General features: G+C 61.3%; 18 protein-coding genes. 5 read left to right on the top strand and 13 right to left on the bottom strand.

Annotated features, from left to right (window positions below; genetic code table 11):
• Positions 1-87: 87 nt before the first annotated feature.
• From cls to HNO52_RS10615, 6 genes are all read right to left on the bottom strand, one after another.
• The gene (gene cls / locus HNO52_RS10590) at positions 88-1,506 is read right to left on the bottom strand and encodes a cardiolipin synthase (RefSeq protein ID WP_197565299.1); all 1,419 of its coding nucleotides are present in this window, start codon (positions 1,504-1,506) and stop codon (positions 88-90) included.
• Positions 1,507-1,605: 99 nt separating this feature from the next.
• Positions 1,606-3,111 carry a fumarate hydratase gene (locus HNO52_RS10595; RefSeq protein ID WP_197565300.1) on the bottom strand — a complete coding sequence of 502 codons (1,506 nt, stop codon included), beginning with the start codon at positions 3,109-3,111 and terminating at the stop codon, positions 1,606-1,608.
• Positions 3,112-3,284: 173 nt separating this feature from the next.
• Entirely contained in the window at positions 3,285-4,106 is an 822-nt protein-coding gene (gene nei / locus HNO52_RS10600; protein WP_197565301.1) for an endonuclease VIII, read from the bottom strand.
• A gap of 137 nt (positions 4,107-4,243) precedes the next feature.
• Positions 4,244-6,265, bottom strand: a complete 2,022-nt coding sequence (uvrB, locus tag HNO52_RS10605; protein ID WP_197565302.1) for an excinuclease ABC subunit UvrB — start codon at positions 6,263-6,265, stop codon at positions 4,244-4,246.
• Between the two features lie 86 nt (positions 6,266-6,351).
• On the bottom strand, positions 6,352-6,774 hold the full coding sequence (locus HNO52_RS10610; protein ID WP_197565303.1) for an OsmC family protein: 423 nt from the start codon (positions 6,772-6,774) through the stop codon (positions 6,352-6,354).
• 16 nt (positions 6,775-6,790) lie between these two features.
• Positions 6,791-6,988 (bottom strand): hypothetical protein, encoded by a 198-nt coding sequence (locus HNO52_RS10615; protein WP_197565304.1) that lies wholly within the window; start codon positions 6,986-6,988, stop codon positions 6,791-6,793.
• A 139-nt stretch (positions 6,989-7,127) separates the two neighbouring features.
• Between HNO52_RS10615 and ygfZ the strand changes: the two genes are divergently transcribed.
• The gene (gene ygfZ, locus HNO52_RS10620) at positions 7,128-8,168 is read left to right on the top strand and encodes a CAF17-like 4Fe-4S cluster assembly/insertion protein YgfZ (RefSeq protein ID WP_197565305.1); all 1,041 of its coding nucleotides are present in this window, start codon (positions 7,128-7,130) and stop codon (positions 8,166-8,168) included.
• 15 nt (positions 8,169-8,183) lie between these two features.
• On the opposite strand, the gene HNO52_RS10625 is transcribed toward ygfZ, so the two are convergent.
• The 5 genes from HNO52_RS10625 to dctP form a co-directional block, all read right to left on the bottom strand.
• Positions 8,184-8,945, bottom strand: a complete 762-nt coding sequence (locus tag HNO52_RS10625; RefSeq protein WP_197565306.1) for a TatD family hydrolase — start codon at positions 8,943-8,945, stop codon at positions 8,184-8,186.
• A gap of 40 nt (positions 8,946-8,985) precedes the next feature.
• Positions 8,986-9,474: a large conductance mechanosensitive channel protein MscL gene (gene mscL, locus HNO52_RS10630; RefSeq protein ID WP_197565307.1), complete on the bottom strand. Its 489-nt coding sequence runs from the start codon at positions 9,472-9,474 to the stop codon at positions 8,986-8,988.
• 49 nt (positions 9,475-9,523) lie between these two features.
• Positions 9,524-11,113, bottom strand: coding sequence for a peptide chain release factor 3 (locus HNO52_RS10635; RefSeq protein ID WP_197565308.1), 1,590 nt, complete (start codon positions 11,111-11,113; stop codon positions 9,524-9,526).
• Positions 11,114-11,294: 181 nt separating this feature from the next.
• Positions 11,295-13,493 (bottom strand): TRAP transporter large permease subunit, encoded by a 2,199-nt coding sequence (locus HNO52_RS10640; RefSeq protein WP_197565309.1) that lies wholly within the window; start codon positions 13,491-13,493, stop codon positions 11,295-11,297.
• Positions 13,494-13,632: 139 nt separating this feature from the next.
• On the bottom strand, positions 13,633-14,799 hold the full coding sequence (gene dctP, locus HNO52_RS10645; protein ID WP_232090203.1) for a TRAP transporter substrate-binding protein DctP: 1,167 nt from the start codon (positions 14,797-14,799) through the stop codon (positions 13,633-13,635).
• A 472-nt stretch (positions 14,800-15,271) separates the two neighbouring features.
• Here dctP and HNO52_RS10650 point away from each other — a divergent pair, with 472 nt between their 5' ends.
• Together HNO52_RS10650 and HNO52_RS10655 are read left to right on the top strand one after the other, a co-directional pair.
• Entirely contained in the window at positions 15,272-16,537 is a 1,266-nt protein-coding gene (locus HNO52_RS10650; RefSeq protein WP_197565310.1) for an ATP-binding protein, read from the top strand.
• A gap of 19 nt (positions 16,538-16,556) precedes the next feature.
• The gene (locus HNO52_RS10655) at positions 16,557-17,096 is read left to right on the top strand and encodes a response regulator transcription factor (protein WP_197565311.1); all 540 of its coding nucleotides are present in this window, start codon (positions 16,557-16,559) and stop codon (positions 17,094-17,096) included.
• Positions 17,097-17,346: 250 nt separating this feature from the next.
• On the opposite strand, the gene HNO52_RS10660 is transcribed toward HNO52_RS10655, so the two are convergent.
• Together HNO52_RS10660 and hybE are read right to left on the bottom strand one after the other, a co-directional pair.
• Positions 17,347-18,120 (bottom strand): 3-hydroxybutyrate dehydrogenase, encoded by a 774-nt coding sequence (locus HNO52_RS10660; RefSeq protein ID WP_197565312.1) that lies wholly within the window; start codon positions 18,118-18,120, stop codon positions 17,347-17,349.
• A gap of 86 nt (positions 18,121-18,206) precedes the next feature.
• Positions 18,207-18,647, bottom strand: a complete 441-nt coding sequence (gene hybE / locus HNO52_RS10665; RefSeq protein WP_197565313.1) for a [NiFe]-hydrogenase assembly chaperone HybE — start codon at positions 18,645-18,647, stop codon at positions 18,207-18,209.
• 98 nt (positions 18,648-18,745) lie between these two features.
• Between hybE and HNO52_RS10670 the strand changes: the two genes are divergently transcribed.
• Together HNO52_RS10670 and HNO52_RS10675 are read left to right on the top strand one after the other, a co-directional pair.
• Positions 18,746-19,567, top strand: a complete 822-nt coding sequence (locus tag HNO52_RS10670) for an inositol monophosphatase family protein (protein ID WP_197565314.1) — start codon at positions 18,746-18,748, stop codon at positions 19,565-19,567.
• 121 nt (positions 19,568-19,688) lie between these two features.
• Positions 19,689-19,949, top strand: a complete 261-nt coding sequence (locus HNO52_RS10675; RefSeq protein ID WP_197565315.1) for a GrxA family glutaredoxin — start codon at positions 19,689-19,691, stop codon at positions 19,947-19,949.
• The last annotated feature ends 85 nt before the right edge of the window (positions 19,950-20,034 follow it).

Here is a 20,034-nt window from a genome sequence, read left to right on the forward strand (position 1 = left end):
CTGACAGCAATAGAGCGAATTAAATAGCGTTGTTAGGCGGTGCCTAATTTACCCCAGCTGCCCGCCGAACCCAAGTGACTTCACCACCTACTGGATCGGTGCCGTGAGATAGGCGGCGCGCGACACGAGCTTGCTCCATAGCGGTCTATGCTGCAGCTCGTCATAGCTGATCTGGCGACAGACGGCGAAGTCGCGCTCGAGCATCTGGCATACTTCTGCTGCGAAACGACGATCGGGAATATAAGCGGTGATTTCGAAGTTGAGACGAAACGAGCGGTTGTCGAGGTTCACCGTGCCGACCGTCGCGGCGATATCATCGACCAGAATCACTTTCTGATGCAGGAAGCCCGGCTGGTAGCGAAATACCTTGACGCCTGCCCGCACCATGTCGGGAAGGAACGAGAAGGCAGAGAGATAGATCAACAAGTGATCGGGATGCTCGGGCATCATGATACGCACATCGACGCCACGCATGGCGGCCAGGCGCAAGGCATCCTGTACGCCCTGATCCGGAACGAAGTAGGGGCTCGTGACCCATAGCCGTTCGTGGGCGCTGTGTATGGCATGCTGGACCAGCAGGCTGGCGGTCTCCTGCCGATCAGCGGGTCCCGATGGCACGATGATCACGTTCTGGCACTCTTCGCAGGTGATCCGTGGTTCCCAGCACAGATTGATGACCTCGCCGGTGGCCCAATGCCAATCCTCCCAGAATGCCTCTTGTAACCCCAGCACGCTGGGACCGGTGAGTTTCAGGTGGGTATCCCGCCAAGGCCCGTGGCGCGGGTGCTGGCCAAGGTACTCGACTCCGACATTGAAGCCACCGAGCCATCCCTCGCCGCCATCCACCACGAGAATCTTGCGGTGGTTGCGAAAATTGAGCTGAAAGCGATGCTTGAAACCGCGGGAGGAACGGAATGGATGGACCTCGATGCCTCCCTTTTTCAGCTCGCGCAAGTAGCCTTCCGAGAGTTTGCGGCTACCCATGTCATCGAACAGGAAGTAAACCCGCACGCCACGCTCCGCCGCTCGCAGCAGGTGCTCCTTGAGCTGATGCCCCAGGGCATCGTGGCGAACGATGAAGAACTGCACCAGCACGTACTCTTCGGCGGCATCGATGCCGTCGAAGATGCTATCGAAAGTCTCCTTGCCATCAATCAGCAGTTCGGCCTGGTTACCGCTGGTCAACGGCATCATGGCGAGTTTTTCGATCGCACGCACGTCGGGATTGCGCGCATCGGCCTGGAAGGGCTCCAGGCACGGGCGATAGCGAACCAGGATGCGGCGCAACACGGTATCGCGCTCGCCGCGTGACAGCACATAGCCATAGAAGCGCGGACGACCGAAAATCCAGTAGGCCGGCACCGCCAGATAGGGAAAGGTGACCAGCGAGATGATCCAGGCCACGGCTCCCTGTGAGGTACGGCTGGAGAGCAGCGCCAGGATCGCCGAGAGAACGCCCAGCAGATGCACCAGAAATATTGCCAGCCCGATCAGCCCTGAAGCCATGATCTCTCCCTGAAAAAACAGCAATCTGCAGCATACCCCAGACGAGAGCGGCCCCGCCATAAGGCGAGGCCGCGGGTATCGAGATCAGGCGAGGAGAGATCAGGCCCGCTCGGCGATGATCTCTTTCCACTTGGCGGGGCCGGTCTGGTGCACCGAGGTACCCTGGCTGTCGACCGCCACGGTGACCGGCATGTCCTCCACTTCGAACTCGTAGATCGCCTCCATGCCCAGATCGGCGAAGCCCACCACGCGTGACTTCTTGATTGCTTGGGCCACCAGGTAGGCCGAGCCGCCCACCGCCATCAGGTAGACCGCCCTGTTGTCGCGGATCGCCTCGATGGCCGCCGGCCCCCGCTCGGCCTTGCCGACCATGCCGAGCAGTCCGGTTTCCTCCAGCATGGTGCGGGTAAACTTGTCCATGCGCGTGGCTGTGGTGGGACCGGCCGGGCCAACCACCTCGTCGCGCACCGGATCCACCGGCCCTACGTAGTAGATGAACCGCCCTTTCAGGTCGACCGGTAGCTCCTCACCCTTGCCGATCATATCGACCATGCGCTTGTGGGCGGCATCACGGCCGGTGAGCAACTTGCCGTTGAGCAGCAGGGTGTCGCCCGGCTGCCAGGTCTGCACTTCCTCCGGAGTGATGGTGTCGAGATCGACGCGCTTGACGTTGTTACCCATCTCGCGAGTGATCTCCGGCCAATCCTCGAGCTTGGGCGCCGGCAGCGCCGCGGGGCCGGAGCCATCCAGGGTGAAATGGGCATGCCGCGTGGCCGCGCAGTTGGGAATGATCGCCACCGGCTTGTTGGCGGCGTGGGTCGGGAAATCCTTGACCTTGATGTCGAGCACGGTGGTCAAGCCCCCCAGGCCCTGGGCACCGATCCCGCTCTTGTTGACCCGGTCGAACAGCTCCAGGCGCAGCTCCTCGGCACGATTCGAGGCCCCGCGGGCTTGCAGCTCCTGAATGTCGATGGGATCGAGCAGTGCCTCCTTGGCGATCTCCATGGCCTTCTCGGCGGTACCGCCGATGCCGATGCCGAGCATGCCGGGCGGACACCAACCGGCTCCCATCTTGGGCAGTTGCTCCATTACCCAGTCGGCAACGCTATCGGAGGGGTTGAGCATGGCGAACTTGCTCTTGGCCTCGCTGCCGCCGCCCTTGGCCGCAACATGCACCTCGACGGTATCACCAGGCACCAGCTTGTGATGGATTACCGCCGGCGTGTTGTCGCCGGTATTTTTGCGCTTGCCGTCCGGGTCGGCCAGCACCGAGGCCCGCAGTACGTTATCCGGCAATTGGTAGGCACGTCGCACGCCCTCGTTGATCATGTCGTCGAGACTCATGTCGGCTTCGAAGCGTACGTTCATACCCACATGTACGAAGACGGTGACGATGCCGGTGTCCTGGCAAATAGGGCGATGCCCCATGGCGCACATGCGCGAATTGATCAGGATCTGGGCGATGGCATCCTTTGCCGCCGGGTTCTCCTCCCGCTCGTACGCCGACGCCATGGCGTCGATGAAATCCTTGGGGTGGTAATATGAGATGTACTGCAGGGCGTCGGCGACGCTCTGGATCAGATCGTCCTGGCGGATCACGGTCATGTGCAAGGAACTCCTCGGCAGTGTCGGCATGCCCGCTTCTGGATTCGCTGAGCGAAGCGGCGGGTTCGAACGGTGGCGAATTATACCGTATCGAGCCCCGACCGACAGGGTTGTGCCGCCAAGGTCGAATAGGGGTTAGCACGATCACAAGATAACGGTATAAATCTATTGAATCAGCCTGGCTGACAGCGTGGGCAACGATATAGTCGCCGCGAAGCAACTTTCTCCCGAACTATCGGGCTCCCGCAGTCGTGGCACGGCAACCCATCGCGCTCGTAAACGGCAAAGCGGCACAATCGCCGGCTTTCGCCTCGCCGACGCGCGGCTGCTGCCCATTCGTCACGGTTGGTCACGCCCGACTGGCCGTAGGCCCGCCGCGTCACGTCGAGAATAGCGCGCGCCAGCAGCGCCAGGCGCTCCTCCCCCAACTCCTGGGGCTTCTCAATGGGCGAGGCACCAGCGAAGAACAGGATCTCGGATCGCAGGTAGTTGCCGATGCCGGCGAGGAGCGCCTGATCGAGTAGCAGCCCGCCTAGCCGGCGACGCGCGAAGCGCGGCTCGGCCAGGCGGGCCATGACCTGCTCCGGCGTGACGCCATGGGTCAATAGATCGGGGCCAAGCCGGGAAAGGAGTGGATGCTCATCGAGTCTGTCGGCCGGCCACAGCGAGACATCCGAGGCGCTGTAGAGGCTGGCCGAGCGCCCTTCCGCGGTCAGCCGTACCCGTAACGAACGCTCGGTGTCGGGCTCGCGCTCAGCGTCATGCAGCTTCCAGACCCCATAGAGCTGATTGTGGGAGTAGAGTACGCGGCCGTCGTCGAAGCGGGTGAGCAGCGCCTTGCCCCAGCTGTCCACTGCTGAGACTTCGCGACCCACAAGCGAATCGGCCTCGGCGGCCAACTCGGGGAGGGCGAACCACACGGACTCCAGCCGTCTGCCGGCAAGCTGCTCGTGCAGGCGGTCGGCGGCACGGCGAATCTCAGGGCCTTCGGGCATCCAGTGTTTCCTAAGTCTCTTGCCCCCTCGGGGCTGATCCGCGGACAGGTCTATGAGGAGGCGCTGTGAACCCATCCCTGGGCGCTACCTCGATACCGGAGGGCAAGATGTCGAGCGCAGCAGGCAATCAACGATGCCTAGCCCAGCGCCAGCTGACGCTCCTTCAACTCATGCAGCCGATCACGCAGCCTGGCCGCTTCCTCGAACTCCAGGTTCTGGGCCGCCTCGAACATGGCGTCCTCGACCCGCGAGACCTCCTTGACCAGGTCCGTCGGCGATAGCTCCGAGAGGTCGTAGATCGCCGCGCCCTCGGCCACCTTGCGCTCGCTGCGCCGTCCCTTGCCCTTGCGCCCCGGCGCCTGAGCCGCTTCCATGATGTCGGCCACCGAGCGGGTGACGGTGGTCGGCGTGATGCCGTGCTCCTCGTTGTGTGCGACCTGCTTGGCCCGGCGCCGCTCGGTCTCGTCGATAGCGCGACGCATGGAGTCGGTTACCCGATCGGCGTAGAGGATCGCCTTGCCGTGGGCGTTGCGCGCCGCCCGGCCAATGGTCTGGATCAGCGAGCGCTCGTTGCGCAGGAAACCTTCCTTGTCGGCGTCGAGGATCGCCACCAGCGATACCTCGGGGATGTCGAGCCCCTCGCGCAGCAGGTTGATGCCCACCAGCACATCGAACTTGCCCAGGCGCAGGTCGCGGATGATCTCCACCCGCTCCACGGTGTCGATATCGGAGTGCAGGTAGCGCACCCGGACACCATGTTCGTCGAAGTATTCGGTGAGGTCCTCCGCCATGCGCTTGGTCAGGGTAGTGACCAGCACCCGCTCGCCCACCTCCGTACGCAGGCGAATTTCGGAGAGCAGGTCGTCGACCTGGGTCGAGGCCGGGCGCACCTCGATCTCGGGATCGACCAGTCCGGTGGGACGCACCACCTGCTCTACCACCTGCCCGGCGTGCGCGGCCTCATAAGGGCCGGGCGTGGCCGAGACGAAAATCGTCTGCGGGCTAATGCTTTCCCACTCTTCGAAGGTCATCGGGCGGTTGTCCAACGCCGATGGCAGGCGGAAGCCATACTCGACCAGCGTCTCCTTGCGCGAGCGGTCTCCCTTGTACATACCCCCCACCTGGGGAACGCTGACGTGGGACTCGTCGATGAACAGCAGGGCATCGTCGGGCAGGTAATCGAAGAATGTGGGCGGCGGCTCACCGGGGTTGCGCCCGGAGAGGTAGCGCGAGTAGTTCTCGATGCCGTTGCAGTAGCCCAGTTCGTTCATCATCTCGAGATCGTAGAGCGTACGCTGCTCGAGCCGCTGGGCCTCCACCAACCGATCGTTCTTGCGCAGCCACGCCAGGCGCTCGATCAGCTCGGCCTTGATCCGCTCGGCGGCCGAGATGATCGTCTCCCGCGGCGTCACGTAGTGGCTCTTGGGGTAGATGGTCATGCGCGGGACATGGCCGCGCACCTCTCCGGTTAACGGATCGAACAAGCGAATCGAGTCGATCTCGTCGCCGAACAGCTCGACCCGCACCGCCTCCTCGTCGGAATCCGCCGGGTAGATGTCGATCACGTCGCCGCGCACGCGGTAAGTGCCGCGCTTGAAGTCCATGTCGTTGCGCGTGTACTGCAGCTCCGCCAGGCGGCGCAGGAACGAGCGCTGGTCAATCAGCTCACCGCGGGTGAAGTGCAGGCGCATCTTCAGGTACTGGTCGGGATCACCAAGACCATAGATCGCCGAGACCGAGACCACGATCAGTGCATCGCGCCGCTCGAGCAAGGCCTTGGTGGCCGAGAGCCGCATCTGCTCGATGTGGTCGTTGATCGAGGCGTCCTTCTCGATGAAGGTGTCCGACGAGGGTACGTAGGCTTCAGGCTGGTAGTAGTCGTAGTAAGAGACAAAATACTCGATGGCATTGTCGGGGAAGAAGGACTTGAACTCACCGTAGAGTTGCGCCGCCAGGGTCTTGTTGGGCGCCATGACGATGGTTGGCCGCTGCAGCCGCTCGACCACGTTGGCCATGGTGAAGGTCTTGCCCGATCCGGTCACGCCGAGCAGCGTCTGGTGGGCCAGCCCGGACTCGAGCCCGCTGATCAGGCTCTCTATCGCGGCAGGCTGGTCACCGGCGGGCTCGAAATTGGCTTTGAGGCGAAACGGCTTGCTCATGGCGACTCCAGACGAGCTACAGGCGCCATGCGGCGCCTGGGCGGAACGTACCGATAGCGAAAAACAGTATAAGACCGATTCCCGGCCTACGCTTCGGCAACAAGGGCGGTGCGCGTGGTGACCTCCACGGTGGCGCTGGTCATCAGGCGGTGAATGGGACACTTGTGGCTGATCTCCTCGAGCCGGGCCCGCTGCACCTCGTCCTCGATGCCGTGGAAAGTCATCACCACTTCGAGTCGGTAAGTGCCCTTGCGTTCCTCGCTGTCGTCGCGATTGACCCTGACGCTGACTCCCTCGAGCGGCCACTGCTTGCGCTGGGCGTACATCTGCGCAGTGATGGCCTTGCAGGCGCCGAGGGAAAGGTCAAAGTAATCGTGCGGGTCCGGTGCAGTGCCCTCACCGCCGTACGCCTTTGGCACGTCCACAAACAGGTCCTCGAAGCCCTCTATCCGGACCCGCTGACGAAGGATGCTGTTGCGTTCGCTGACGATTTCGATAGCCTTGTGCATTGACTGTTCCGCTCGGTTATTTGATTTCAATAGGTAGATTTAAGGCTTGAACAGCCCTTATCAACGCATCGCGGCTGACACGGCCTTCCACATCCGCCCCATGGCGACCCACCTCTGCACTCTCCACGCCATCCACCATCATCAGGGCCGTGGTGATACGGTTAACCTGATCGGCGCTATCCACGCCGCTGAAACTGAGCGACTGCTGTGGCATGCATGACTCCCCTGGGCATGGAACAAGGAAAAACCAAGTCTAGCATGACCCTCTGGAGGCGACACCGCTTGCAATCGGTCGCTTGCGCCCGCATACCCTACTTAAAGTATTCCCCACGACGACCCGGAGCCAGACAGGCATGAGCGATTGGATAACCGCCCTGGGTGGGCGACGCGTGAGCGATGAACGGGTGGCATTCGATACTCCCGACCCCGCCCGCCAGGCCAAGGAGCGCACCGTCATCACGCCTCTCGTCCAATTTGGCGTACTCGACGTGACCGGGCCCGGTGCCGGAAAGCTGCTGCAAGGCCAGACCAGTGCCCAGGTCGATCTCGCCGATGGCGACTACGCCCCGTTGACCTGCTTCTGCAGCGCCAAGGGGCGCATGCTGGCCAACGCCCAACTATTGCGAATCGACGCCGACCGTTACCGCCTGATCCTGCATCGCGGCCTGCTGGAGCCGCTGCGTGACCACCTCAAGAAGTTTGCTCCCTTCTACAAGAGCGAGCTTTCCATTCGTGACGACCTGGCGCTGCTGGGGCTGACCGGCAAGGAAGCTCTCGCCCTGGCCGAGGTGCACTTCGACGTCACGCCGCCCGCGCTGTGGCATCAGGTCGGCGACCAGGAGTTCCAGTTGCTGGCCCATCCCGGCCCGCAGCAGCGGCTGTTGGCCTGCCTGCCGCTGCCCCAGGCCGAAGCGATTGCCAGCCGCCTCGCCGAACAGGCACTTCTGGTGGGCAATGCCGTATGGTGCCTGCAAGACATTCAGGCCGGACTCGCCTGGCTCACCCCCACCCATCAGGATGCCCTGCTGCCGCAGATGATCAATTGGGAGGCGCTGGGTGGCGTCAGTTTCAAGAAAGGCTGCTACACCGGCCAGGAAGTCGTGGCGCGTGCGCATTTTCGCGGCCAGGTGAAGAAGCGCCTGGTGCGGGCCCAGCTGGAAGGCGATCGCCTGCCCGAACTGGGTACAACAGTGGTCGATGAGAATGGCAAGAGCCAGGGCGAGGTCGTGGCTGCGGAGCTAGACGCCTACGGCCAGGTCGAGGTGCTGGCAGTACTCACCACCAAGGAGGAAATTGGGCCGCTGAGCGTAGACGGCCAGGCCGTCAAGCTATTGAAGCTGCCCTATCCCATCGAGCGGCTCGATCCGGAAAACCTGGCGCAGGCGGCCGGCTGAAGCGGCTCGAAGCCCTCAGTCGATGCCGAACACGCGTTTCGCGGTCGCCGTGCTCTGTGCGGCGATCGCCTCGGCGCTCCCCCCCCGCAGTTTTGCCACCGTCTCGCACACCTGGCCGATACGCGCCGGCTCATTGCGCTGCCCCTGATGACCGCACAGCGGCATATCCGGGCTGTCGGTCTCCAGCACGAAGCCATCCTCGGGCAGGCTTTTCACCGCACGCCACAGGCGTTGAGCGCGCTCGTAGGTGACCGCACCGCCCAGCCCCACCACGAAGCCGAGGTCGAGGAACTTCCACGCCTGGTCCGGTGAGCCGGAAAAGGCGTGGATCAGACCGCCTGCTGGCAGATCGAGCTGCCGAAGTCGCTGGGACACCTTGTCGTTGGCATGCACGCAATGTATCACCACCGGCAACCGGCGCGACTTGGCCAGGCGCAGTTGGGCGTTGAACAACGCCCACTGGGCATCCAGGGTCTCCTCGAAGCGTGCATCGATGCCGCACTCACCCAGCGCCTTCACCTCTTGCTGCTCGTCGAGCATGCGGGCCAAGGCCTCGACATCGCCTTCGCCATGCTCATGCATGAAATAGGGATGCAGGCCAAGGCTGACATGGACGTCAGCGCGCTTGCCCAGCGCCAGCACCGCCGGCCAGCGCTCGCGGGTCGTGCCCGGGACCATGAAAAGACCGACGCCGGCTGCCCGGGCGCGCTCGAACATTGCCTCGCGATCGTCATCGAAGGCTTCGAAGTCGAGATGGCAGTGAGCGTCTATCAACATCCGTGTCATGCTCCTTGCGTGGAATGGCCACGCCGCCGTGTCACCTCGATTCGGGTTGCATTGCAGGCAACTGCGAGGTGCAGGCCGGGCAGCGGCTGGCCGGAATGGGAATCTTGCTCAGACAGTACGGGCAATCCTTGACGGTGGGTGCGGCTGCCGTCTCGGGGCGATAGGCCAGGTTCTTGAGCCGGTTGATGTTGCGAATCAGCAGAAAGGTAGCGAAAGCCACGATGAGGAACGATAGCAAGGCATTCAGGAACAGACCGTAGTTGAGGGTCACTGCCCCGGCCGCCTGGGCCTGTTCCAGGGTGTGGTAGATCTCGTCGCCAGTGCCGTCGCGCAGTACCAGGAACTGGTTGGTGAAATTCATTCCGCCCGTCACCAGGCCGATCAACGGGGTAAAGACATCCTTCACCAGGCTGTTGACGATGGAGGTGAAGGCAGCGCCGATGATGATACCCACCGCCATGTCGACGACATTGCCCTTGACCGCGAATTCGCGGAACTCCTTCAGCATCTTGGATGCCATGTCCCCCATTCCTCCCTTCAACTCCGCGACATTCCCGGCGTGCCTGGCGTCAGTGCTCGCGAGTGGCGGCGAAGCGAATCTCCGGCCAGCGCTCCTGAGTCATCTGCAGGTTGACCCTCGTGGGAGCAATGTAGGTCAGGTAGCCGCCGCCATCCAGCGCCAGGTTGGTGCTCGCCTTGCGCCTGAACTCGTCGAGCTTCTTGGCATCGTCGCAATAGATCCAGCGCGCGGTCTGCACGTTGACCGGCTCATAGACGCAGTCGACCTTGTACTCCTCCTTGAGGCGATGGGCGACAAGATCGAACTGCAGGGTGCCCACGGCACCCAGGATCAGGTCGTTGTTGTCCAGCGGCTGGAACAGCTGCGTGGCGCCCTCCTCGGAGAGCTGCTGCAAGCCCTTCTGCAGCGCCTTGAGCTTGAGCGGGTCCTTCAGTTGTACGCGCTTGAACAGCTCCGGGGCAAAGTGCGGAATACCAGTGAAGCGCATGTCCTCACCCATGGTGAAGGTATCGCCGATCTGGATGGTACCGTGGTTGTGCAGGCCGATGATGTCGCCGGGCCACGCCTCCTCCACATGGGCACGGTCGGATGCCATGAATGTCAAAGCATCGGCAATCTTGACGTCCTTGCCCAGACGCACGTGTCGCATCTTCATGTTCTTCTCGTACTTGCCCGAGCAGACCCGCAGGAAGGCGATACGATCACGGTGTTTGGGGTCCATGTTGGCCTGGATCTTGAACACGAAGCCGGTAAAGCGTGAATCCTGGGCATCGACGCTGCGCGTGTCGGTCTCGCGCGGCTGGGGAGGCGGCGCGTACTCGACGAAACCGTCGAGCATTTCGCGCACGCCGAAGTTGCCCATGGCGGTACCGAAGTAGACCGGGGTCAGCTCGCCGCGCAGGTAGGCATCGAGGTCGAATTCATGCGAGGCGCCGCGCACCAATTCCACCTCCATGCGCAGTTCCTCGGCCTGTTCCGCACCCAGCACCGCCTCGACCTCGGGGCTGTCCAGGCCCTCGATGCGCTTGTCTTCGGGAATGCGGCTGCCCTGCCCCTGGGTATAAAGGTGGATTACATCGTTGTAGAGGTGATAGACCCCCTTGAAGTGGCGCCCCATGCCGATCGGCCAGGTCATCGGTGCACACTCGATGTTCAGGACCGTCTCGACCTCGTCCATCACCTCGATGGGGTCGCGGATGTCGCGATCCATTTTGTTGATGAAGGTGAGGATCGGCGTGGTGCGCAGGCGGCACACTTCCATCAGCTTGATGGTACGCGCCTCGACGCCCTTGGCACCGTCGATCACCATCAGCGCCGAGTCCACCGCCGTCAACGTGCGGTAGGTATCCTCGGAGAAGTCCTCGTGCCCCGGGGTGTCGAGCAGATTGACGATGCGTCCGCCGTAGGGGAACTGCATCACCGAGGTGGTCACCGAGATGCCCCGCTCCTGCTCCATTTTCATCCAGTCGGAGGTGGCGTGGCGGTCGTTGCGCTTGCTCTTCACCGAACCGGCAAGCTGGATGGCGTTTCCGAACAGCAGCATCTTCTCGGTGATGGTGGTCTTGCCCGCATCGGGGTGCGAGATAATGGCAAAGGTTCTGCGCAGCCCGACTTCCCGGGCCAGATCGGCATCAGACATCAGTCTCGAATTCGTCGTATGGCACCCATATGGGTGCGTGAGTGTGGGATGGCACGCATTCTACGGCTTTGATACCAAGAGTTGTAGGGCGGTTAGAGGGGGTACTCCACACGGAATAGCGATGCAGACGCAAAATGCTCCCCGAAGGGAGCATTTTTTCAGCATGAAACGACCTCAGCCTCTACCCATAAGCCAGATTCGGTAGCCACGTTACCAGAGCCGGGAACAGTATGACCAAGAGCAGACCCAGCGCCTGGATACCCAGGAACGGGAAGGAAGACCGGAAGATCTGACCCATGGTGATATGGGGGGGGCATACTCCCTTGATGTAGAACAGGGCATAACCGAAAGGGGGGCTAAGAAACGACATCTGCATGTTGACCAAGTATATGACCCCGAACCATAGCGAGACATTGGCTGGATCCACCCCAGGCAACCCTAGCACACCATCGAAGCTCAACCCTTTTATCAGCGGAACGAAGATAGGCACCGCCAGCAGCAGAATGCCCACCCAGTCGAGGAACATCCCCAGTGCCACCAGGAGAACCATCATCAAGGCCAGCACCATGTACGGCCCCAGTCCTGCTCCCGAGATGAGCTCCTGCACGAATGTCTGCCCCCCCTGAAGGATATAGAAACCGACGAAGATGCTGGCGCCAAAGATGATCCACATCACCATTGCCGAAGCCACCAGCGTCGTCATGCAGGCAGCATGCAAGTTTGGCCAGGTCAACCGCTTATGCAGGGCAGCCACTATCAGCGCCCCGAAGGTGCCGATGCCTGCCGCCTCCACAGGTGTAGCAATACCGGTGAAGATAATACCAAGCACGAGAACGACCAGCACGATGGGAGCCAGCATGTTGCGCAGCAGACGCAGCTTCTCCTTCATGTCGACTCGGTCGGCGACCGGCATCGGCGGAGCCATGGCCGGGTTGAGCGTACCGCGCAGCCAGCAGTACAGGCCATACATGCCGGCAAGCAACAAGCCCGGGATCAGTGAACCAAGATATAGTTCGCCTACGGATTGCTGAGCAATGACCCCATAGATGATGGCCAGTATGGATGGCGGAATCAGGATACCGAGCGTCCCACCTGCCATGATCGAGCCGATCGCGATCTCGGGGTTGTAATTGCGCTTCAGCATAGCCGGGAGGGCGATCAGTCCCATGGTCACGACTGCCGCCCCGATCACGCCGACCATGGCCGCCAGCAGGGTCGAGGCAATGACGGTGGCTATTGCCAGGCCTGCCTTGAGCCCCCCCATCCACTTGTAGACAACATCGAACAATTCCTCGATGATGCCCGCCTTCTCAAGTACGGAAGCCATGAAGATGAACAAGGGAATTGCTGAAAGCTGGTAATTCGTCATCATCGGGAAGATACGAGACGGCATGAGATTGAGCATATCCTGGCTGCCGACAAGGTACAGAAACACCACCCCGAGTCCGCCTGTGACGAATGCCAGCGGCAGGCCCGCCACGAGCACGACCATCAGCGCACCGAACATTACCAAAGTCAATCCACCGATCCCAACCCCGCTGAGGCTCGACTCCAGACTGAAAGGCAGACTTTCGTAATCTGTCACGGCGATATTGACCATTTCAAACAGCAGCCAGGCGGCTAGCGCGACAGCAACAGCCATTAATATCGCTGCGAAAGCATGACTGGACTCCCGACGCTGCCAGAAGTGGCGAAATAATTGGAAATCGCGTATCAGCTGGGCCACCCCCTGCAGCAGTAGCAACAAGGCGCCGAAGAACAGCATGAACTTCACGGGATAGAACTGAATTGCCCATTCAGTAAAGGATGTCTCGTTGGCATAGCTAGAGCCAAAGAAGAACTTGTCACTGACGGATTGGGAAAAGAATTTCCAACCTGTAACGAGCAAGGCAATGGTGAAGATGAAGAAGAAAACCGACGTCATCAGGTCCAGCGCAGCCTTGTTGATCGGCCGGGCCCGACTATAGAGGATATCGACCCTGACATGCCCCCCTTCCCGCAGTGCAAACCCCCCTGCGATAAGATACTGCATGCCGAACATCAACGTCATTGACTCATGCGCCCAGTTGGTCGGCGAGTTGAAGGCATAGCGCACCAGCACTTCATAGGCGAAGACAAACGGCGCGATCAACGCCCAATAGGCAACATACTGCCCAGCGAAGCCGGATATCCTGTCAATGGTCTTGGTGAGCACGTTGCCTGGAGGGGCATAGGCTTCGCTGTAACCCTCTGTAACCGGCAATTCTGCAGTGTCGCCTCCACTTATGGTCCCTCCGCGCCGAAAGCTCCTTGCAACGAAGAACATCACGACCAAGGGTAGTACTAGCAATACCGCCCAGTATAGCCAATGAGGTAGAACAAAATTTATCTCGAGATTCATGAATGCTCCTCCGTAAAACTACTGACTTCAGCAGTAGCAACGGATCGCCGGTTCGACCGACAAGGTTATTTTCTATATGTTGAAACCGGACACCACAAGCATTTGTACAAGTAGCATCCGGCACCAGGCTGATTGGAGATTAGAGGTTGAGCTCGTAATCTTTTATATCTTCATCTGTTATCAACGCAACAGCAGGATCCATCATGGTATCCAGGTGGGCCTTGAATAGACGAGCTGCATCTGGATCTTTGTTTGCCCACTTGAACCACAGCGGAATTGCCGCTTCACGGAACCGTGTAGCGTCTTCTTCAGTGAGGTGAATAATCTCCACGCCCTTCTCGCGATACTTCGGCCAAGCCTCGGCATTTGCCTTCTGTATAGCAGCATAATGCTCTCGAGAGTAGGCTGCCACCAAGTCATGCATGAGATCCTGGGTCTGCGGCGACATCCGCTCGAAGACCCTGCGGTTGACGGAGATATCCATGAGATCGACCGCCTGATGCAGACAAGGAGTCGAGGGTGGCCCCATGATGATGTAGTCTGCGACCTGCCAGAACCCCAGTTCGAAATTGACGGCAGCGCCAGTGTAATCGGCTGCATCGATAGTTCCTTTCTCCAGCGCCGGATAAACTTCCGAACCGGGCAAGAGAGTGGTTCGAGCACCAATGGCTGCAAAGGTCTCCGCTACGATACCACCTGGCATGCGAATCTTGACGCCGTTGAAGTCGTCGAAACTGCGTAGCGGGACCTTGGAGTGGATCAGGTTGAGGTCATGATGCACATAACCCAGTAGCTCTTGACCCTGTTTGCGGTAGAGATCCTTTGCAATATCGAACCCACCGTAGGCGCCAAACATGATGTCCCACTGATGCGGAACGGATAAACCCATGGGATACGCGGTGAGGAAAACACCCGCCGGCATCTTGCCTGGCCAATAGACGGTAAACCAGTTCTGGCCGTCGAGAACGCCATTTCGCACCGCATCGGCGACCTCGAAGGCGCCTGCAACAGCACCAGCCGGGAACGGTTCGATGCTTACCTCACCCCCGGTGGCCTCTGCTACTCCTGCTGCCCACGACTCGAAGATGCTGTAGCCAGTCGTACCCGGCTGCCACGAAGATTGCATGCTGATACGAATGCCTTCCTGAGCCTGAACGTTGGCTACCCAGGGAGCGGCCACAGCGGCCGCAGAACCCAAGGCAGCCTTCTTGAGAAAGCTACGTCGACCCGAGGTTGAAGGCGTTCCCGGCTCATCGGCACACGGCATGTTGATGTTGTCTTTGAGCGATAGCTTGTCGTCTTGCATGTCATGACTCCAGTTAGTAGCGCGCCCCGCAACACTCATGAGCGGGATTTGTTGTTGTCATCCTTGGCTAGCATGCATCCACCCCCATGGGGGAAGTGCCCTGTCGTCTGTCGTCCCTTGCTTGACAATAAAGTTTCGGAAAAGCTTTCCGCAACCTCCTACCAAGCTATCCAAAAAGCCGATTAACCACCAGCAGTGACGAGGTGGGACATTCGTTTGATCTTTTTGGTAAGACCATGATACCTGTCATTCCAAACCCTTGCATTAATTCAGCTTTTTACTGGTATGACCAATTATAATTGATTTCAATTTGCGACTAAAGAATAAGCCTGACGAAGCTTAAACCCCAGTGCTATATGATATTGATTTCCAATAAACCCATGTGAAACACATCATTATCGGCAGAATCCCGACACAATGCCCAAAAGAAATTCACGATATGATGGGTACAGTTCTGTCTCTTGGAGTTACCATGCCAACCGCCCCCCCTCTGCCGCTATCGACCCCCAGTCGCAACCTGGTTCGCCTGACCATCGTGCGTGGCATCACCTGGACCGGTTTCCTGGCGGCGGTCATCGTCGGGATCGAACTGCTTCACTTCGAGCTCGAGGTTACCGCGGTAATCGGCGTCATCGTCGGCATGGGGCTGGTCAATCTCTTCACCTGGTGGCGGCTCGGCCGCCAATGGGCAGTCAACCATATCGAGTACGTGATTCACCTGCTCGTCGACGTGTTCGGCCTGACGCTACTCTTCTACCTCACCGGCGGCGCCACCAACCCGTTCATCAACTACTACCTGGTACCGGTCACCATTGCCGCCGCCACCCTGCCCTGGCGCTACGCCTGGATCGTCGCCGTCTCTGCCATGGCGTCCTACACCTTGTTGCTGGGGGACTACCACCCGGTCCCGCAGTTGACCCACGATCAAGGCAACGAGGTGCTCAACCTGCATGTGCTGGGCATGTGGCTCAACTTCGGCCTCTCGGCCGGGCTGGTGACCTTCTTCATCTACAAGATGGCCCACGCCCTGCGCAGCCGTGAGCGAGCCCTTTCCCAGACCCGGGAGTCGGCGCTGCGTAACGAGCAGATCGTCGCCGTGGCCACCCAGGCTGCCGGCACTGCCCATGAGCTGGGCACGCCTCTGTCGACCATGGCGGTGCTGCTCAGCGAAATGCGCCAGGACGCTCGCGACAATCCCGAACTGCTCGAGGACATCGAACTGCTGCGGCGCCAGGTCGACGTGTGCAAGTCGCGGCTGCGTCACCTGGTGGAGAGCGCCGATCGGCGGCGCATGGCCGAACCGGAAGTCCGCGATTCCCGCGACTGGCTTAAGGGCGTGGTGCAGCGCTGGCTGGTGCTGCGCCCCGACGTCAGTCATCGCCTCGAGATCGCTAGTCAGCGCGGCACTCCCTGGCTCAAGGTCGACACCACTCTCGACCAGGCAATTACCAACCTGCTCAACAACGCAGCGGATGCCAACCCCGACGACATCAACATCGGCCTGGACTGGAACGCCCAGGATGTGGTGATCGACATCCGCGACCATGGCCCCGGAGTCACCCTGGACATCGCCGACCAGCTGGGCGAAACCTTTGTCTCGACCAAGAGCAAGGGGCTCGGCATCGGGCTGTTCCTGACGCATGCCACGATCAACCGCTTCGGCGGCGGCGTGAGCCTGTATAATCATCCGGACGGGGGGACGCTGACCGAAGTGATCCTGCCACACAGTGAGCCCTGAGCGACGCGACGAGGTTGCCATGCAAGACGCCGATACCCGCCTGTTGATCATCGATGACGACGAAATGTTCTGCCACGTGCTCTCTCGCGCCATGGCCAGACGCGGCTACGAAGTGCTGGTGGCGCATGACGCGGAGCAGGCGCTGTCGCTGGCTCGATGCCACCGCCCGGAACTGGCCACTCTCGACCTCAAGCTGGAGCACAGCTCGGGACTGAAGCTGCTGCCGGAGCTGCTCGAGGTGGTGCCGAACTGTCGCATCGTGGTGCTGACCGGCTACTCGAGCATCGCCACCGCCGTCGAAGCGATCAAGCTCGGGGCCGTCAATTACCTGTGCAAGCCCGCCGACGCGGAGGAGATCCTGGTGGCGCTGGGCCGCGAAGAGGGCGATCCGGAAGCCGAGGTGGCCGACAACCCACCGTCGATCAACCGCATCGCCTGGGAGCATATCCAGAAGGTACTGCAGGAGCATGACGGCAACATCTCCGCCACCGCACGTGCCCTGGGCATGCACCGCCGCACTCTGCAGCGCAAGCTGCAGAAGCGGCCGGTGCGACGGTAATCATTTCGCCCAGACGACTCCCGACACAGGACTAAAGTGCCACCCAGGCAAGCGGCGCCGGGGGCAGCTCGTAGCGGAGGTCATTTGCCAGGGGTGAGGATCACTGCTCCGAACGGGCTAGCCATGGATGGCCAGCACCGGTCCTGCAAGCGGAGCAGGACGCGAGAGCGAAGCAGGGCAAATTTAGCGCCCAAGGTTGGGTTCACAGCGCCTCCGCGAGACCTGGCGCCGGGTAAGCCGCGAGCATATGTCACTGAGCTGTCCAGCCCAAGTCGATATTCCAGCTCGAGCCGGTGACGGCACCTGCCGCATCGGAGGCCAAATAGGCCACCAGCCCCGACACCTCCTCCGGGTCGATCAGGCGCTTGACCGCAGCGTTCTTGAGCATGATCTGCTCCACCACGTCCTGTTCGTTCATGCCGTGCAGCTTGGCCTGGTCGGCGATCTGGTTCTCCACCAGCGGCGTCTTGACGTAGGCCGGGCAGATGGCATTGGCGGTGATTCCCTGCGGCCCGCCCTCCAGCGCTGCCGTCTTGGTCAACCCGATCATGCCGTGCTTGGCGCTGATGTAAGCCGACTTGCCCGGCGAGGCGACCTGGGCGTGCACCGAGGCGATGTTGACGATCCGCCCCCAGCCATTCTGGCGCATCGAGGGCCACACCGCCTGGGTCAGCAGGAAAGGTGCCGTCAGCATCAGCTCGATGATCTGGCGCCACTTGGCCTCGGGAAAATCCTCGATCGGCGACACGTGCTGGATGCCGGCATTGTTGACCAGAATATCGACTCGACCGAAGCGTTTGATGGCCTCTGCCACCGCAGCCTTGCATGCCTCGCCGTCGGTGAGGTCGGCCTGGAAGAACGCTGCGCCGACGTCATCGGCCTTCTCCTTGGCCTGGTCGTTGAAATCGACGGCCAACACCTGATGGCCGAGCTCGCGAAACTGGCGTACCACCGCCTCACCGATACCGCTGGCGGTTCCCGTCACCAGGGCGACACGTGGCACGGGGGTCATTGCGTTGGGCATGGGTAAATCCTTCTACACGACGTTGGAAAAAGAGGTGCTTCCAGCATAAGCCCGAGGCGGCAATCAGAGCCAGCCGGGACATGGCCTCACGTGGCCGGCATCATTACCCTGTCCATCAGGCGCTGGGCCAGGCGACTCCCCTCCTCGCGGTTTTCAAGATCGGAAAGGTCGTCGAGCAACTCGCAGCGCCAAAGCCAGTGGCCCTCTTGCAGAATTTCGGCCACGAAGGGGTAACGGCCCGAGGGTAGCTCGAAAGCTCGCCGCTCACCCTCGACCGGTGGCGTCATACTGCCGAAGGTCGGAAACAGCACCAGCGACAGCGAGACCGGGCTGATCAAGGCACCGACCAGATAGTCACGCCCTGTCGAATCGACGCCATCGTCGGGACAGGCCTGAAAACACAAGGCGTCGACATCGAGGTGAGGGTTACGACCGGGTGCTGCCTCGAGTGCACCGGCCTGGCGGCGTTTCCAGGCCTGGGCCATCTCGTTCAGGCGCCGGTACTGCTCGGGCGTCGGGACCAGCATGGCACACTCTCCTTTTTGCGAAAATGATCGAGGGTCCCGTTCGGCAGGATGCCTCGCGGCTGCTATTCTGGCAGTTCCATGCGCGACGAGGAATGCCCATGCTTCCCCAGCAACGCCTAGAGCTGGCCGTCTCCATCGCCCGGGAGGCAGGCGAACGAATCGTGGCGGCCAGGCACAGTCAGACCTTCAACCAGCAGCTCAAGCACGGCCAGGAGCTGGTCACCGATGTGGACGTGGCCGTCGATACCCTGATCAGCGAGCGCCTGGATGCCAGCCTGCCGGGCGAGCAGCGGCTCAGCGAAGAACTCGCACCGGACCGCGATGTCATGCGTACGGCCGATGCGCTATGGGTCATCGACCCCATCGACGGCACCGTCAATTTCGCTCACGGCCTGTACCATGTCGCCGTCTCCATCGCCTGGGTCAGCGAGGGCAAGACCCGCCTGGGTGTCGTCCATGCCCCCTTCCTCGGCGAAACCTATACCGCGCTTTGCGGCCAGGGCGCCTGGTGCAACGGTAAACCGGTTCACGCCAGTCGCACCGCCAACCTTCAGCGCTGCCTGGTGGGCACCGGCTTTCCCTACCGGCGCGACAGCCGACCTCCGCTCATGCGCCGCCTGCTGGCCATCCTGGAGCATTGCCAGGACGTGCGCCGCAATGGTTCCGCCGCTCTCGATCTGTGCGACGTGGCCTGCGGTCGCCTGGATGCCTACTACGAGAGCGTATCGCCCTGGGACTTCGCCGCCGGAGTTCTGATCGCTCGTGAGGCCGGCGCCCGTAGCGGTCACCTTTATCCGTGTCCGGAGGGTATTCCCGAAGACCTATACGGCGAGAACCTGCTGGTCAGTGGCCCCGAGATTCATGCCGAGCTCGGCGACCTGCTGCGCGCGGCCGATGCCGATGAACTCAGGTCGTACTGAAGGGTTCCCTCGGCAGCCGCGCGATAGCATCCTCCAATCGGACCTCTAGCAGGCTGCTATTGGCCCCCTGTCCCTCCATCCGTCACAATGGCATCAGAAAATATCTTCAGGAGAGCTTTATATGTTCGTGGTCATCTTCGGTCGTCCCGGTTGCCCCTTCTGCGTTCGTGCACAGCAGCTCGCCCAGAGCCTGGAAAGTGCCAACGCGATCGAAGGGCATCGCTACGTGGATATCTGGGCCGAAGGCATCAGCAAGGCCGATCTGGAGAAGACCATCGGCAAGCCGGTTTCGACCGTGCCGCAGGTCTTCGTTGACCAGACCCATGTCGGCGGCTTCACCGAATTCGACCGATACGTCCGTGACAATGCCCTCATGGCATGAGGAGCTGCGTCGTCCGCCCGTGCCGGGACGGTGTCCCGGCCTGCCTTGACCGTTCAATTCCCGTTTAACGTTCTCCCCGCGTTGA

This window comes from Halomonas sp. MCCC 1A13316 (genome assembly GCF_014931605.1).
Taxonomy (GTDB): domain Bacteria; phylum Pseudomonadota; class Gammaproteobacteria; order Pseudomonadales; family Halomonadaceae; genus Halomonas.